This window comes from uncultured Proteiniphilum sp. (assembly GCF_937873925.1).
In the GTDB taxonomy this organism is placed as follows: Bacteria; Bacteroidota; Bacteroidia; order Bacteroidales; family Dysgonomonadaceae; genus Proteiniphilum.
The window spans coordinates 1-17,228 of record NZ_CALNAT010000095.1 but is presented as its reverse complement, the minus strand read 5'-3'; the positions used below and the strand labels follow the sequence as shown (position 1 = coordinate 17,228).

Sequence of the window (17,228 nt, the reverse complement as noted above, 5' to 3'; positions counted from 1 at the left end):
CCGCTATCTTGTGAGGATCAATATTCAGTTCTGCCATCGCCTTCTGAAGGCTGGTTAAAATGGCATAATCGCCACAACCCGGGCACCAGCGAATGGCGTTTTCACTTTTGTAGTCTTTCGGCAGATGTTTTTGATATCTTAGTTCTGTCACTTTTATTTCTGTTACTTCCATATTACTTTCCCTCTATAATTTTTGTAAATTCTTCCACCAACGTGCTCACTTTAAACGGTTGTCCTTCCACCCTGTTGTATTTGTGAATATTATCCAGGTCCTGGAACCTGCCATTCAGATAAGCGGCAAACTGTCCGTCGTTCTGTTCCGCCACAATTACTTTTTTATATTTTTTCAGCAGCTCGTGCGTATTCCGGGGAAGGGGATAGATATGCCTGAAATGAGTGTAAGCGATCTTTTTCCCGTTCGCCATAAGACGTAGTGAAGTTTCCAGCAGGTGCCCGTATGTGCCGCCCCATCCTACGATCAGCGTGTCGGCATCTTTATCGCCTGTTACCTCCTGCTCGGGGATATAATCGGCAATTTTTTCGATTTTCGCCCTGCGGATGTTCACCATCAACTGGTGATTGTCGGGATTCGATGAAATCACACCGGTAAGACGGTCTTTTTCCAATCCCCCTATACGGTGCATATATTCCGGCGTTCCCGCTATACCCCAATACCTGACCAGGGTCTCTCCGTCGCGGAAATAGGGTTTCCATTCTTCCGCGTTACCGTTGTATTTGCCCTGCACGTAGGGAGGTTTGATATCGGGATAGTCGTTCATCTCGGGAATCTTCCATGCCGATGAACCGTTAGCGATGTAACCGTCGGTAAGCAGAATGACGGGTGTCATATGCTCCAGGGCAATCTTTGAGGCTTCGAAAGCGCTTTCGAAGCAGTCGGTGGGCGATGCTGCCGCCATCACTACCAGCGGGCTTTCACCATTACGTCCGTAGAGCGCCTGATTAAGGTCGCTCTGTTCGCTTTTGGTCGGCATTCCCGTAGAGGGGCCGCTTCGCTGCACATCGATCACCACCAGCGGTAATTCGGTCATCACCGCCAGTCCCAATGCTTCGCTCTTGAGCGACAGTCCTGGTCCCGACGTAGAAGTGGCTGCCAGGCAACCTGCAAAACTTGCTCCGATGGATGAGGTGATCCCGGCAATTTCATCTTCCATTTGCAGGGCTTTCACACCGAAATCCTTTCGTTTGGAGAGCTCCTGCAGGATGTCGGTCGCGGGGGTGATAGGGTAGGAACCGAGGAAGAGTTGTACACCCGCCTTTTCGGCAGCGGCAATCAATCCGTATGCCGTAGCGGTGTTCCCGTTGATATCGGTATAAAAACCTTTGGTCGATTCAACGGGTTCAATGCGATAGGTGGAGGCAGTCATTTGGGTATTGTTCCCGTAATTGTACCCGTCGGTGAGCGCCTTAATATTTGCTTTTACCAGTATCGGTTTTTTGGAGAATTTCTGTTCAAGCAGCTTATCCGCAATTTCCAGCGGTCGGTTGAAAAGCCAGCATACAATACCCAGTGCAAACATGTTCTTACTGCGGAGTATATCTTTGTTTTCCAGCCCTGAGTCTGCCAGGGAGGCTTTTGTCAGGGTAGTGATATCTACCCCTATAGGCTGTACATAATCCAGATTGAGTTCAGCAAACGGATCCAGTGTCTGGAAGAGGGCCTTATCCAGGTCTCTTTTCTGGAACGAATCGGTATCGAAAAGCACGATAGATCCTTTTTTTAGAAACTGGGCGTTCATCTTCAGGGCAGCAGGATTCATGGCGACCAGTACATCGGTTTTGTCACCTGAATTATAAACATCTTTGGCTCCGATCCGCACCTGAAACCCCGAAACACCGTGTAGTGAACCTTGCGGGGCACGGATTTCAGCGGGAAAATCGGGGAATGTGGCAATTTCATTCCCGAAGATAGCCGATAGTGTGGAAAATAATGTTCCCGAAAGCTGCATCCCATCTCCGGAATCGCCTGAAAATCGAATGGTTACTTGTTTAATGTCGGTTACGACCGGATTCGTTGGCATAATTTTATGTGGTTGTCGAATAATTATAATGCAATGTTATGGCTCCGCAAAGCAAAAATGTATTTGTGGAGATCTCTTAATGATAAGATTATCGCTTTCTTGTGCTAAAAACCCATCTGTTCCGTCCTAATCAACGGAGTTAGATAATGGATACGTAATATTTTGCAGATAATCATATTAAAATTATTTGCAAAGTAATAAAAGACTTGCCGAAAAAGCAAATATTTTCGATGGAAAGGCTGAATCTATTTTTCAGGTGTGTTTTTATGGGAATAACTTGCCGAAACGCTTTTCGTTTAGGAGAAGGGAGTACAATTCGGATGCTTTTGCGTAGCTTTGAGCATGAAGGGCTGCACCGCTGCTGATACGCTTTACACCTATTTGTTTTAGTTTGGAAAACGAGGGCGTTTCGGGCTGTAAATACACATTGAAGGGCAATTTTGTGCTTTGCACCACCTTTGTTATTTCTTTATCGGTCGAAAGCAGTGGCACAAATATGCCGTCGGCGCCGGCCTCTTCGAATAGCCTGACACGTTTCAATGTTTCTTCCAGCGGGTTGGGTTGTTTGGTTACGTATGTATCGATACGGATATTGACAAAAAGTTTCGATTTCTGTTCCGCCAGAAACGTACGTATACCATCTATGATTTTAGCGAATTTCCCGGTTTCCACCAGGATCCGTTTTTCGTCTTTTACTACAGAGTCCTCAATATTGATACCTGCCGCACCCATTTTCACGAGTTGTCCGATGTGTTCATTCACTTTGCCGATACTTCTGCCGTATCCGCCGTCGATATCCACCGAAACGGGAATAGAAACCGATTTGATGATTCTGCCCACTACGAACAGCAACTCGTCGAAACTCATATCCTCGCCGTCCCGGTAGCCGAGATTTTCGGCAATGGCGTGTCCGGAGAGGCCTACAGCTTTATAACCTGCCTTTTCTGCCAGTTGCGCACTTTTGGCGTCCCATACGTTCCCGAGGATGAATGGTTCGTCACCGGAATGGAGTTTTATGAAATCGTTGATTTTCGACATATTGGGTGCTTTTTAGATGTTGCCTGGTGATTAAACGTAAAATAACGGTGCATGGTTCAGTCGGCATCCCGAATGTTCCGGTTCTAATCGGACGCCGTCTTTTATTTCCTTTCAATCCTCGCACCCAATGCGTTCAAACGCCGGTCGATATCCTGATATCCCCTGTCGATCTGGTCTATATTGTGGATGGTACTCATGCCGTCGGCGCTCATGGCGGCGATAAGCAGCGAGATCCCGGCGCGTATATCGGGGGATGTCATCGTCATTCCCCGAAGCCGGAAGCGTTTACCCATCCCGATAACAGTAGCCCGGTGGGGGTCGCAGAGAATGATTTGCGCTCCCATATCGATCAGTTTATCCACGAAAAAAAGGCGGCTTTCGAACATCTTCTGGTGGATCAACACACATCCTTCCGCTTTGGTGGCGACTACCAGCATCACGCTGAGGAGGTCCGGCGTAAGTCCCGGCCAGGGTGCGTCGGCGATAGTGAGAATGGAACCGTCGATAAAGGATTCGATGGTATAGTTCTCCTGTTGCGGAATATGAAGGTCGTCCCCCCGTTGTTCCACAATGATGCCTAAGCGGCGAAAGCTTTCGGGAATGATGCCGAGATGCGTCACTGATGTATCTTTTATGGTGATCTCCGAAGCGGTCATGGCTGCCATACCGATAAAACTGCCGATCTCGATCATATCGGGCAGCAAACGGTGGTGGCACCCGGAGAGACGGGATACGCCATTTATTGTCAGTCTGTTGGATCCGATCCCTTCGATCCGTGCCCCCATGCGCACCAACATCCGGCTCAACTGTTCCACATAAGGTTCACAGGCCGCATTATAGATGACGGTCTCCCCTTCGGCAAGGACGGCGGCCATCAGCAGGTTGGCAGTACCGGTAACGGAAGCCTCATCAAGCAGGATATATTGTCCGGCCAGCTTTTGGGCAGAAAGGGTGAAAAGTTGTTTCTGCTCGTTGAAGATCAGTTCGGCGCCTAATTTCATGATACCGTTGAAATGTGTATCCAGCCGTCGCCGTCCTATCTTGTCGCCGCCCGGTTTGGGTACGACTGCCTCTCCGAACCGTGCCAGAAGAGGTCCTACGATCATGATAGACCCCCGCATTGCAGCGCTCTTCTGCATGAAATCTATCGATTGGGTGTAGGAGAGGTCGATCTTTTCTGCTTTGAAGGAATAGCTCTCCCCACTCAGTTTTTTTACCTCTACCCCCATATCCGAGAGCAACGCGATGAGATTGTTTACATCCAGTATATCAGGTACGTTCTCTATGATCACTTCCTCCTGTGTGAGCAGGGTGGCGCAAATTACCTGCAGGGCTTCGTTCTTGGCTCCCTGTGGTGTGATTTCCCCTTTGAGGCTGCATCCGCCTTCAATGATAAATGATGACATATTGACCGTTTTTTATAGTTAATAAATACGCACTTCCGGCTCGAGCATTACGCCGAATTGTTGCTGTGTTTCATGTTGTACTTCACGCATAAAATCCAGGATCTCCCGGCCGTTATCGGTACCATAGTTCACAATGATAAGTGAATGGTGTTCGTATGTTCCCACCATCCCGCGGCGTTTTCCCTTATATCCGGCCTTATCGATCAGGAAGGCCGCCGAGGTTTTGAATTGGCCTTCCCCCACGTTGTAGATGGGCGCATCCGGCAGCTTCTGTTGCAATTGATCCTTTTCTTCCACCCTAAGAACAGGGTTTTTGAAGAAGCTTCCGGCATTCGGCAGCAGTGTATAATCGGGCAGTTTCCGGGTGCGGATGCGGATAATGGCATCGCGAACCTGAGTGAGAGTAGGAGAGGGTATCCCTTCCAGTTCACGGCTCAGGTCGATATATTTCTCTTTGTAGTGAAACGATTTTTCCAACCTGAAAACCACAGAAGTAATCACATAAAGACCGGTACGTTTAAAGATACTGTCGCGATATCCGAATCCGCACTCTTCGTTGGAGAACGCTGCGTAATTCCCCGTCTGCAGCTCTACCATCTTTACTTTGGTAATCACATCCATCGCCTCCGTGCCGTATGCACCGATATTCTGCACCGGGCTTGCACCCACAGAGCCGGGAATAAGCGACAGGTTTTCGATACCGGCATAGCCGTTGTCCACGCAGTGTGCTACAAAATGATCCCAATCTTCGGCCGCACCGACTTCCATTTCCACGAACCGGTCGCTCTCCGATAGGATACGGATACCCCGGATGGCGGGTTTGATGACCAGTCCGTCGAAATCTTCCGTGAAAAAAAGATTGAACCCGTTCCCGAGAATCAGTTTCCGTTCATCGGGAAAAGTGTGGATGATTTCCGAAAGTTCCCCTGCCGATCGTGGTTCGCAGAATATTCTTGCTGACGCTTTCGTTCGGAAAGAGTTATATGATTGTAGTTGTACGTTGTATCTGATGATCATTACGGAAAAGGTGTACAATTCAATTATTTCGAAAAAAATAGTCTAAACGTAATCGAACTGCAAATGTAGCCAAAAAGTTTCAATGAGCCATATGATGGGCAAAGGATAAAATTTAATCGACTATAGTGTTAATATGTTCGAAAAAGTCAGAATATTTTGATTTTTCGGAATATATTGGTAGATTTGCAAAAAACAGTCCAATGAAAAGAAGAGTAAGCAAATCTCTTATAGAATGGAAAAATAATCCCCACAGGATGCCATTAATTATCAACGGAGCGCGTCAGGTTGGTAAAACTTATATTGTGGAACAATTAGCTAGAGAGCATTATGAAAGTATGTTATACTTAAATATGGAAATTGAGTCCACTCTTTGTAAATTTCTGGAAACAGAATTATCTCCTAAAAAAATCATTCAATACCTTGAAGCGACAAAAATGCAGGAAATAATCCCGGGAAAAACACTTGTATTCTTCGATGAGATACAAGCGTGCGAAAGGGCATTAACTTCATTAAAGTACTTCTGTGAACAAACGCCGGAATACCATGTTATAGCAGCCGGCTCATTATTGGGAGTAACCATTAACCGTGAAAAATATTCTTTCCCTGTAGGCAAAGTCAATGAGATAAATATGTATCCCTTAGACTTTGAGGAGTTTTTATGGGCCATGAATATGGATAAATTAGCAGAAGAAATAAAATCCCATTATGCTAAAGATGAGGCTATGCCTGAAGCATTACATGATGTAGCATTGGAAATGTACCAAAAATATTTTATTGTGGGAGGTATGCCTGCTGCTGTGGTGACGTTTATCGAAACAGAAAGTTTTATTAAGATACAACCTGTTCAAAACGATATTCTTAATGAATATATTGCCGATATGGCAAAATATGCAGCCCCGTCAACCAGTATTAAGATCAGAGCGTGCTATAACTCTATCCCGGCACAGTTAGCCAAAGAAAACACAAAGTTCCAGTATAAAGTCGTCCAAAGAGGAGGTACAGCTACAATTTTCGGGGAAGCTATCGAATGGCTAATTCTTGCTGGAATTGTTCTTAAATGTCAACGTCTGGAGCATGCTTATATTCCGATAAATGCATATGTCGATTTGATAAACTTCAAGCTATATATGGGTGATATTGGTATTCTTACAATGCGGTCGAAGATACCATTACAAACCATATTATCACCGATTGAAGTGGATAATATTTTTCTTGGAGCCATGACGGAAAATTATATAGCACAGGTGTTTGGCACCAAAGGATATGATTTACTGTATTGGCAGAGTAATGGCAAGGCTGAGGTTGACTTTGTTCTCCAGACTGATGATGTGGTCATTCCTGTGGAAGTAAAAAAGGGCAGGAGAAATCGTTCAAAAAGCTTAGGAATCTTTGTTGAGAAATATAAATCGCCGTATTCTATTCGTATATCCAAAAAGAACTTTGGTTTTGAAAATGGAATAAAATCAGTGCCTTTATATGCTGCATTTTGTATTTAATAAAAGACAAAGATTGATTAGATCACATGCTCTTTCATTCGTCCTTTAGCCTTTAATTATTTCGGGATAGTGTGTTTTTATATATTTTCTGATAATCGCCAATGATTGCGAAAACTTGTTATGAACTGTTTGCGTAGTTACACCCAATTCGTCCGCCACTTCTTTGGCCGGAATGCTTTCCACTCTCATCCAAAAGCTGTTTTTTGTCAGTAATGAACTATTTTTCAACGCGTCATGTACAATTTCTTTTAGCTCCTCTTTTTCAATATTTTCGTAAACGGTTGTGTTGGACAACACTTCGGCTTCTTCAACGGAAATTGTTTCGGGAACGGCAATACGATACACATCATAGATGCGGAAACGCAAATACTGCAATAAAAAAACTTTCACACATCCCTCTTTATTTGCACGCAGAATACGGGGATTTTCCCAAAAAGCGACCCAGAAGTTCTGCACGATTTCTTTGGCGATTTCCCTGTTGTGCACTTTAGACAATACAAAACAAAGAATGGTATTGCTATACCTTTCGTAAAATAGGGAAAAAGCCTTTTCATCTTTTTCCTCCATTGCGTTTAATAATATTTCGTCCGTTGTGTGCAATTCGTAACAAAAATAAGGAAAATCTTTGAATCTTCAGGTTAGGTCAACTTTTAACTTTATATATCCGGTAGTTTACAAAAAATGAGTAATTTTATCCGTCAAAATGATTATCGGCGGTAAAAGAATGAAAGAAAAGAAAGAAAATTTACGGGATACCCTGTCGGCACAAGAAAAGGCGGCAATTACCCGCGATTTGTTCGAAAGATACCGTAAAGGCAATACAACCCGGGAGGAAAACGATATCATTGAATCTCTTGAAAAGGAGGTTATTCCTGAAAAAGAGTTTGAAGTAACGGGCGACCTGATTCAGGAGTTGGATAGTGAAACAAAAGATTTTGTCTTCAAGCAAACAGACGTAAAGATTGAAGGCGCAAAACCCACTGCAAAAAAACGCACTCTCTCTCCTGCCGTAATCGGTTCGGTCGCGGGTGTCGTGTTGCTACTTATCGGGATGTTTGTGTTTTATCAGAAGCGTTACCAGCAAGCATCATTTACGCCGGATCTTATTACCGCGTCCGCCTCCCGGCAATATGTCTCGGGAAAAAGTATCGAGCACGTCACATTGCCGGATGGTTCGCAGCTCTCCCTGAATGCCGGCACTACCCTCAGTTTACACGAAGGCAGTGTGGAGGGAACTACACGCGAAATCTGGCTCGATGAAGGGGAAGTTTTCTTTGATGTAAAAGAGGACAAAGCGAAACCGTTTACTGTGCATCTCCGCGAAGGATTAACGGTTCAGGTGCTCGGTACAAGTTTTACGATCCAGAGTTATAAAGAGTTGCCGTTTCAGGAAATCAGTGTTTTGAGCGGAAAAGTGAAGGTGGAAACTTCGGGTGGTGAAAATATAGAGCTTATACCCGACCAAAAAGCGACCTACCGTGAATCGGAGAAAATACTTACCCGTGAAAAGGTGAATAGCGCCGGGAGATCGGCGTGGCGTACAGGGACGATTGTTTTGGAAAATGCTTCATTGGATGAACTTCGTTTCCGTGTACGGCAGTTCTATGGAAAGGAAATGATTTTTGAACATAACCCTGAAATAATGTCTGTCAACATCACTTTCAATCGGGACACTTCTCCCGGGGAGATCTCAACCGAAATTGCTGCGCTTTATCATTTATCCTACCGGATCACGGCCGATCAAATTATTTTCTTTCCGAAAGATTCTTAAAGAGAAATACAAATGCCCCGGTATTTGCCTAAAATACAATGCATAATCGTATTGATTATTCTCTTTACGGGAAACAGTCTCCGTTTGCCGGCCCAGACCATTTCCTTTCCAAAGGAACCGATGCTTTTGAGGATGGAGAAAATAGCCGGTGCCGGAAAAGAAAACGGGCAGTTCGTTACGTATGAGAGCCGTTTTTTGGAAGGAATTACCGCTTCGGCATTTACAAGCGAATCTGTAGATGTGGAAGACTGGATACGCTACTCGCTCGAAAATACGCCGCTCACCTACCGGAAAGTGAATGCTAACCGTTTTGTGATTGTCCGCCGCTCCGCAGAAACACCGGCTACAGGCTACCTGGCCGGAAAAATAACCGATGGGTTCGGTATAGCGCTGCCCGGAGCAACTGTTCAGGTACAAGCCCTGCAAAAAGGTACCATGACAGGAATGAACGGTGATTACTCACTGGTATTGCCTCCCGGAAGTTACGCCATTCAGATCGGTTTTATGGGTTATGAGCCGGTGCGGATTCAACATACCGAAGTAAAAGAAAACCGGACCACCCGTTTGGATATTGCGCTAAAAGAAACCGACATCCGCCTGGACGAGGTGGTTGTTACGTATACTCAACCGGAAAGTACCATTGCAGGTGCGTTACGCGCTCAACGAAACACGCCTTATATCAGTTCCGTTCTCGGCAGCCAACAAATAAACCGTTCTGCCGGTACAACCGTGCAAGACGCAATGACACTCCTACCGGGTATCAGCTTTGATGAAAATCATTCCCAGATTATTCGCGGAACAGGCGGTAGATGGAACGAAATACTTTTGGACGGTATTCCGTTACCGAATTATGATCCCTCCTACAAAATTTTCTCTTTCGATCTGATTCCGGTCGCGTTGGTAGATAATATCCGCCTTCTCAAATCTTCCACACCCGATATTCCCGTCGGTTTCGCCGGAGGAATTACCGAAATCATCACCAAAGACATTCCCGAACAAAATTATGTCGAACTAAAAGCCTCTTATCAGTTTAATACGCTAAGTACGTTCAAAACCCTACGCGGAAGAAGGAAAGGGAACTTTGATTTTATCGGGTTTGATGACCACAGCCGCGAAATGCCGGAACCGCTTCTGTCCGTAATCCCGGGAAAGCCGGAGAGAATGCCTGAAAATACAACCTTGTTTCCTGCCGGACACTTCGCTATTTCCGACGGGAAATCTTTTCCTCCGCAGCATTATAACATTACTATCGGCAGAACGCACACATTGCGGGAGACAGGCGACCGCTTAGGGTTTGTTCTTTCGCTCTCTTATCAAAACAGCTCACAGCAGTCCGTCATCAATCATACACAGCGCGGAAGATGGGATTACCTGGGAGGGTATACGGGAAATTCTAATGGCGAACGAAACAGAGGATATACTTATTATTATAATACGGTAACCGGTGGCGTGCTGAACGCAGGGTGGCAATTCGGGAAAAACAGGCTCAGTATCAGAAACGTTTTTACCCGGAGTTTCGATAACAACTTGACGGAGATCACAACGCATTTGGAAGATATCTCCGGAAGCGGAAGCAATCTCACCTCTCAGTTCTTCAACTATCCTACATTTTCTGACCTGTATCAGAATAAGCTGGAAGGACAACATATGGTCGGCGGAATTTTACTGCGATGGAACATGTCTCATACATTCGTTCAACGTGAGCGGAAAGATGCTGCTTTCTCGGAAATGTACAAACCGTTAAAAGATGACTCTCTTTTGTATTTTCTGCATCAGCATCCTGAATTGCGGGCTATCTATCCGGCCTCGAGCGGTTGGTATATGAACCGGGAACGGAATTTTCACGCGGGGATATCGGCAAGTTATTCTTTTTTGCTGAACAAGACGCACCATAAAGCAATGATAGGTTACAACGGAAATTATAAGCGTCTCCGTTTTATATCGAATGAAGCCCTTTACAGTTACGATAATCAGATTGATAATCCGGATCCCTCCTCACGCATCTATCAGATCCTTGAACGAAATGATTTCAGCGCAAACATGATACAACATCTTCCTTTCGTGATGTTCGAACACCGGTGGGAAGAGAAAATGCGCTTTGTATGGGGTGTCCGGGGCGATTATGAGGATTACGGGACAATTGATGCTAATGAGCAAACCATACCGGGTGAGAACCGGAAGTGGTATGCTTCACCCTCGGCTAATATTGTTTATATGCCACTGAAGGACCTGAATGTGCGATTGAGTTTCCAGCGTTCCGTGATTCGTCCTAAGTTGGCGGACTACATTCCTTATCCTGTGTACGACACATATCTTCTCGGCACGGCTGTCAACCGTACAGTATTTCCCTCTATCGTCCAGGCAGCCGATTTTTTAATTGAAAAATATATCGGCCCCCAGGATATCGTTTCCGCGGGACTGTTTTACAGGCATATCGACCGTCCCATAGAACGAACAACCTATTTATACAGACCGGATGAACGTATGTATGTGCTGCAAAACTCGGACAAAGCCTACAGTTACGGATTTGAAGCGAAAATTCGCAAACATCTGGATTTTATGGGCGGTTCCGGTTTTCTGAGGAAAGTGCAACTTTCTGCGGGATTGGTCTTGACACGATCATCGGTGAAAGGTAAAAGAGTCATGGTGATTCCGCAGGAAGATGAGGAAGATATGTTTATCGAAACCGAAAGTACACAAAAACGTCCGCTTTCGGGACAGACACCTTCTCAGTTGAATGCGGGAATCAGCTATACCGATAAAAACCTGCATGCGAATATGCTGTTTAACCGTAGCGGACGCCAACTTTTCTTGCCGGGTGAAAACGCTTATCAGCACGAATACCGGGCCCCCCTTACCTCTATCGAAGCGAGTATTAGTTACCGGTTTCCTAAGAGTGATATTTGGTTAAAGCTGAGCGGCAGCAATCTGCTCAACGCTACTCAGATTTTTTATACGAACATGCCGGATGATTATGTTCGGGGCGAATATGGTTTTCCGACGGAAAAACTTCTTCCGGGTAAAACTGAAAACTACGACAAAGGGCATGATCCGATTATCCATGAAGTGAAAAACGGACGGAGTTTTATGATTTCTCTGAGCCGGACTTTCTAATGGTCCTCATATTGAATAATTCCCCTGTTTAATCGCCCACGTGTCTGACAGTTCCCTGTCTAACGGCCCACTTGTTTATCCCTGTCAACTACCCCTGTTTGATAATCTCTGTCTAAAATATCCCTGTTTAACAATCCCTCGTTTAGTAATTTCTCTGTTTGACAGCCTCTGTTTTTCCTATCCTCTAAATCTGTTTCATATCTTTTAACTAAATATCCAGTTAGGTTTTTTCCGGTTTCTGCGTAATGTAAGAAACAGTACGCGTGAACGGCTCTTATATATGTTTCCGGCTTTTTAGTATGATTAAAGATAAAAAAGTAGTGATTGTAATGCCGGCTTATAATGCCGAACAAACACTGGAAAAAACCTACAGCGAAATACCTTTCGATATCGTGGATGAAGTGATCTTAACGGACGATAGGAGTAATGATAATACGATAAAGGTAGCAGAGAAATTAGGCATTCGTGAGATCCAGATACATACCCGGAACAAAGGGTATGGCGGCAATCAAAAAACGTGTTATAATCGCGCCTTGGAATTGAATGCCGATATCATTATTATGCTTCACCCTGATTATCAATACACGCCTAGACTCATTGCTTCTATGGCGTATATCATTGCAAACGGACTTTATCCGGTGGTTTTTGCATCCCGCATTTTAGGGAAAGGCGCCATTAAAGGCGGAATGCCTTTGGTAAAATACATCGCCAACCGGGTACTGACTTTCTTTCAGAACATATTATTAAACCAGAAACTGTCTGAATATCACACCGGGTATCGGGCTTTCTCGGCTGAAGTCCTGCGGAATATTAATTTCAATGCCAACTCCGATGATTTTATATTTGATAATGAGATCATTTCTCAAATTTTTTATCAAGGTTACGAAATAGCGGAGATTACTTGTCCGACCAGATATTTCAAAGAAGCGTCTTCCATCAACCTCAGACGCAGCATCATTTATGGGTTGGGTGTATTGAGGGTTTCCATTATGTATCCGTTCTGTAAACAGGGATGGATAAAGTCGAAATTATATAATAAGAATTGAGATGAAGAACAACTGGATTTATGTATTGATAGTAGGCGTATTGTTTACCTTGATTTATACAATGATATTCGATGCGAAATTAGATTTGAACGGGGATAATGCGCATTACCTTACTTTGGCGAAAAATATTTCCGGCGGATTGGGATATTCCAATGTTACTCCAAACGGAACCATACCGGCAAGCCACTTTCCACCCGGCTATTCCGCTTTTTTATCTGTTTTTATGCTTTTGGGCATCCATAGTCTTGTTTTTTTCAAGGTATTGAATGGGATCTTATTCTTTATAAGCTTAGCGGGTATATTCTACTTGCTATGCAAGATAACAAGCAACCAGGTATTGGCCTTCGTCTGTACTCTATTGGCTGTTTTTTCTCCTCAAGCGCTACAGTTTTCGAGTATGGTAATGTCTGAAATGCTGTTCTTATTCTGTTCGGTGGTTTGTTTGTATGCTCTTTACAAATATTGCACCCTTGAAAAAGGAATAAGCCGTTTTCGTATATCGCTATGGTTATGTACGGTAATTGTCTTTGCCGCTTGCGCTTACTACGTGCGTGCGGCAGGAATCGCATTGATCTTTGCAATCGTCATATTCTTTTTGTTCCGTAAGCAATGGCTTCGCGGAATAGCCGTTGGCGGCGGTATTTTATTGCTGCTGTTGCCCTGGTGGATCAGGAATCGCGCTATCGGTATAGAATCCCGTTATTTTGGTACAATGATGACCGTGAATCCCTGGCGGCCGGAAGAGGGAAGTATTTCGTCTGTCGGTGAATTCATCCGTAAAATGATAGCAAACTTTGATGAAACTGTAATAAAGGGGTTTAAAGAGATCCTTTTCCCATTTATTCCTGTGAATTATGAAGTGAATTCCGGTATTTTTCAAATCATAGCGGGACTCCTTCTTTTAGGTATTATATTATACGGGGCCTGGAATCTGAAACCGCTAAAATGGGTATTTATTGCCTATTTATTGGGTCAGATAGGTTTGTTTATGCTTTGGCACGGCGGCAATGAAAGTCGTTATGTAGTACCTATCGCTCCTTTCATTATTGTTTGTTTTTATATCGGATTGTACTGTTTGGTTCCATCCCGGGTAAAAGGCGCACCAAAAACAGTTTCTTATTTACCTTACGTGTTTCTTGTCATGGTTTTTCTGTTATGGCCCCCTATAAAAACGCTTTCGGTAAAAGCAAAAGACCCTTATCCTCCTGCATTTGCAAATTACTTTACCATGGCTATAGAGATGCAGAAACAATTGCCCAAAAATACGGTTTGTTGTTGCCGGAAACCGGAATTCTTCACCTATTTTGCGCCCGACTTATATGCCATAAACTATTTATATAGCATCGAACCGCAAGAAGTAATAAAAGACCTGATCGATAAAAATGTGGAATACGTCGTATTGGAACAATTAGGGTATGCTTCTACCGTACGGTATTTGTATCCCGCCATTCTGGCAAATGAAGAATTGTTTGAATTAGTTTGGCGCTTACCCAATCCGGATACTTATTTATTTAAATTCAACCGGGAGCAGGCAATTAAAAAACTTGCAAAAAGTGATTGATTCACCGGTTGGAGTTTCGCTGGGACTTCGTTTCTCCTAATCCTTTCCAATAAAAGCATGAACAAATGTGTGTGACGTATAATTTTCACAGAGAATTAGCCAGTTGGAAGCGGAATTGATTTTACAAATAAATGTATATGACCTATAACTTTTACCCTTTGTAGATCAGAAAAACAGTCGGTTTTTTATGCATGTCCGGCAGTTTGCCTTCCCATGCTTTCACGCTTTGTGTTACGATGGATTCATCCTCGCAGGAGATGTGTATGGCGATACATAGCCGGGTTTGAGGCTTGCAGTGCTGCAGTATGTCTTCCGCCAGTTTCTGGTTCCGGTAGGGTGTTTCAATAAAGAGTTGCGTCTGGTCTTCGCTGTAAGCCCTTGCTTCGAGCTGTTTCAGCTTTTTTGCCCGTTCGCCCGCGTCGATGGGAAGATAACCGTGAAAGGCGAAACTCTGTCCGTTGAATCCCGATGCCATTATCGCCATCAAAATAGATGAGGGGCCGACCAAAGGAACAACCCTGTAGCCTTCATGTTGCGCGATAGCCACTACATCGGCGCCGGGATCGGCCAAGGCAGGACAGCCTGCCTCGGAGATCACTCCCATACTTTCTCCCGACTTCATAGGCAGCAGGTAACTTGCGATCTGGTTCCGGTCGGTATGTTTGTTCAACTCATAAAAGGTGAGCGCATCGATATCGATACCGGGATTGCATTTTTTCAGAAAACGGCGCGCCGATCGTACATTTTCCACAATAAAGTATTTCAGGTGGGAGGCCACACTGATATTATAGGGCGGGATCACCTGTTCCACAGGTGTATCGCCCAATAGGGAGGGAATCAAATAGAGTGCCGGGTTGTTCATTTCAGTTGCGAGGCATTTTACCTGCAAAAATAGTCAAAATAGGATAAAGCAGGGTACTTTCTCCTGATATCTCCGAAAAGAGTATCGGAATGGGGGAATAATCAGTTAAAAATGGCTACTTTTACAGCTTTATCACATCCATTCTTATGATAGCAAAAACGGCAAAACACCCCAAAGGGCTCTATTTTGTATTCTCCATCTCCATTGCTGAACGATTCGGTTATTATGGTATGCGTGCGCTCTTTGTGCTCTATATGATCAACGCGTTGATGATGGATAAAGAACTCTCATCTCTTATTTACGGGAATTATACCGGATTGGTTTATCTTACTCCGCTGATAGGCGGATATGTGGCCGATAAATATTGGGGAATGAGACGCTCCACTTTCTGGGGAACCGTGCTGATGGTGGTCGGACAGTTATTTATGTTTTTCAGTGCACTCAATTATCAACATCCTGAAGCGGCGAAATGGCTGATGTATATGGGGCTGGGTGCATTGATTTTCGGCAATGGTTTTTTCAAACCCAATGTTTCCACTTTTGTGGGGCAACTGTATGAGCCGGGCGACAGGCGGCTCGATTCAGCCTATACCATCTTCTATATGGGTGTCAACCTCGGCGCATTTGTTGCACCCATCATTTGCGGTTTTCTGGGAGATACAGGTAATCCGGCAGATTTCAAGTGGGGATTTCTGGTAGCTGCGATCGTTTCATTGCTATGTCTCATACTCTATGTCCTGCGCAAAGATAAATACCTGGTCGATCCCAACGGAAATCCCATCGGTGTTCACCCGGCTGCGGGGAAACAATCGTCCGCGACCGATACGATCCCGGCTGTGAAATATACCTTTAAAGAGTTGTTATTTTGGCTGTCAGGTGCAATTATCCTGTTCGCCCTGTTTATTTATCTCTTCAGGGGGGATGTAATCGGTGCATTAATTTATACCGCTACGCTGATTGTACCGGCTTTTATTATTTCAGACAAGTCGTTATCCAAGATTGAACGTCACCGCATCGGGGTTATCTATATTATTGCCTTTTTCGTGATATTCTTCTGGTCTGCTTTTGAACAAGCCGGAATTTCACTCACCTATTTCGCGGAAGAACAGACCCATCGGGAAATTTTGGGATGGACGATGCCCACCAGTTGGTTTCAGTCTTTTAATGCTGTCTTTGTCATCCTGCTGGCACCCCTCTTCGCGCGGTTGTGGCTCGTACTGGGAGTGAAAAACAGGGAGCCCTCCTCGCCGGTAAAACAGGGAATCGGGTTGTTTCTGCTCTCACTGGGTTATCTTTTGATTGCTTTCGGTGTTCGGGGAGTGGAACCGGGTGTGAAGGTGAGTATTCTCTGGCTTGTGGGTTTGTATTTCATCCACACGATGGGTGAGCTCTGTCTCTCTCCGATAGGTCTCTCCATGGTGAATAAATTGTCTCCTGTCCGTTTTGCCTCCCTGCTGATGGGGGTGTGGTACCTTTCCATGGCCACTGCCAATAAGCTTGCAGGCGCCCTGAGTTCCCTCTATCCGGAGGAGGGTCGGGTGAAATCACTACTCAGCATTGAGATCGTCACCCTTTTCGATTTCTTTATGGTGTTTGTAGTGATGGCCGCTGTAGCATCCTTTATTTTGTTCCTGTTATCTAAAAGATTACAGAAACTGATGCATGGAGTAAGGTAGAGACGTTATCTGCCGGACATCGCCATATATTTCCAGAGTGGGGCGGCCATGGTGGCCTGGACGACCCTGCCGCTTTCGAGCAACTCCTTCAATTCTTCGAAAGAGAGCAGATGAACCGTTAACTCTTCCGATTCGTCTAAAGCCTGATCCCCTAGTTTCTCTACATTCTCGGCAATAAAACAATAGGAGTAGTTGTTTGCTG

The 17,228-nt window shown here is 44.7% G+C and carries 12 protein-coding genes and 1 pseudogene; 6 read left to right on the top strand and 7 right to left on the bottom strand.

Annotated features, from left to right (window positions below):
* Nucleotides 1-173: 173 nt before the first annotated feature.
* From Q0502_RS06655 to murB, 4 genes are all read right to left on the bottom strand, one after another.
* Nucleotides 174-2,039: a 2-oxoacid:acceptor oxidoreductase subunit alpha gene (locus Q0502_RS06655; RefSeq protein ID WP_298648739.1), complete on the bottom strand. Its 1,866-nt coding sequence runs from the start codon at nt 2,037-2,039 to the stop codon at nt 174-176.
* A 264-nt stretch (nt 2,040-2,303) separates the two neighbouring features.
* Nucleotides 2,304-3,077 carry an isocitrate lyase/phosphoenolpyruvate mutase family protein gene (locus Q0502_RS06650; protein ID WP_298648737.1) on the bottom strand — a complete coding sequence of 258 codons (774 nt, stop codon included), beginning with the start codon at nt 3,075-3,077 and terminating at the stop codon, nt 2,304-2,306.
* A 101-nt stretch (nt 3,078-3,178) separates the two neighbouring features.
* Complete coding sequence (gene murA / locus Q0502_RS06645) at nt 3,179-4,483, bottom strand: UDP-N-acetylglucosamine 1-carboxyvinyltransferase (RefSeq protein ID WP_298648735.1); 1,305 nt, start codon at nt 4,481-4,483, stop codon at nt 3,179-3,181.
* An 18-nt stretch (nt 4,484-4,501) separates the two neighbouring features.
* Entirely contained in the window at nt 4,502-5,500 is a 999-nt protein-coding gene (murB, locus tag Q0502_RS06640; protein ID WP_298648733.1) for a UDP-N-acetylmuramate dehydrogenase, read from the bottom strand.
* Between the two features lie 200 nt (nt 5,501-5,700).
* Between murB and Q0502_RS06635 the strand changes: the two genes are divergently transcribed.
* On the top strand, nt 5,701-6,996 hold the full coding sequence (locus Q0502_RS06635) for an ATP-binding protein (RefSeq protein ID WP_298648730.1): 1,296 nt from the start codon (nt 5,701-5,703) through the stop codon (nt 6,994-6,996).
* 45 nt (nt 6,997-7,041) lie between these two features.
* On the opposite strand, the gene Q0502_RS06630 is transcribed toward Q0502_RS06635, so the two are convergent.
* Nucleotides 7,042-7,563, bottom strand: a complete 522-nt coding sequence (locus Q0502_RS06630; protein WP_298648728.1) for a sigma-70 family RNA polymerase sigma factor — start codon at nt 7,561-7,563, stop codon at nt 7,042-7,044.
* Between the two features lie 157 nt (nt 7,564-7,720).
* On the opposite strand from Q0502_RS06630, the gene Q0502_RS06625 reads away from it, so the two are divergent.
* The 4 genes from Q0502_RS06625 to Q0502_RS06610 all read left to right on the top strand — a co-directional run bounded on the left by Q0502_RS06625 (nt 7,721) and on the right by Q0502_RS06610 (nt 14,488).
* Entirely contained in the window at nt 7,721-8,767 is a 1,047-nt protein-coding gene (locus Q0502_RS06625; protein ID WP_298648726.1) for a FecR domain-containing protein, read from the top strand.
* 12 nt (nt 8,768-8,779) lie between these two features.
* Nucleotides 8,780-11,881: a TonB-dependent receptor gene (locus Q0502_RS06620; RefSeq protein ID WP_298648723.1), complete on the top strand. Its 3,102-nt coding sequence runs from the start codon at nt 8,780-8,782 to the stop codon at nt 11,879-11,881.
* Between the two features lie 299 nt (nt 11,882-12,180).
* Complete coding sequence (locus Q0502_RS06615; protein WP_298648720.1) at nt 12,181-12,927, top strand: glycosyltransferase family 2 protein; 747 nt, start codon at nt 12,181-12,183, stop codon at nt 12,925-12,927.
* Nucleotide 12,928: 1 nt separating this feature from the next.
* Nucleotides 12,929-14,488: a glycosyltransferase family 39 protein gene (locus tag Q0502_RS06610; protein WP_298648716.1), complete on the top strand. Its 1,560-nt coding sequence runs from the start codon at nt 12,929-12,931 to the stop codon at nt 14,486-14,488.
* A 151-nt stretch (nt 14,489-14,639) separates the two neighbouring features.
* Here the strand turns inward: Q0502_RS06610 and Q0502_RS06605 are convergent, their stop codons facing one another.
* Entirely contained in the window at nt 14,640-15,350 is a 711-nt protein-coding gene (locus tag Q0502_RS06605) for an SAM-dependent methyltransferase (RefSeq protein ID WP_298648714.1), read from the bottom strand.
* Between the two features lie 146 nt (nt 15,351-15,496).
* Here Q0502_RS06605 and Q0502_RS06600 point away from each other — a divergent pair, with 146 nt between their 5' ends.
* Complete coding sequence (locus Q0502_RS06600) at nt 15,497-17,026, top strand: peptide MFS transporter (protein ID WP_298648713.1); 1,530 nt, start codon at nt 15,497-15,499, stop codon at nt 17,024-17,026.
* 5 nt (nt 17,027-17,031) lie between these two features.
* On the opposite strand, the pseudogene Q0502_RS06595 reads toward Q0502_RS06600, so the two are convergent.
* Nucleotides 17,032-17,228, bottom strand: a pseudogene (locus Q0502_RS06595) (NUDIX hydrolase); the annotation flags it as partial.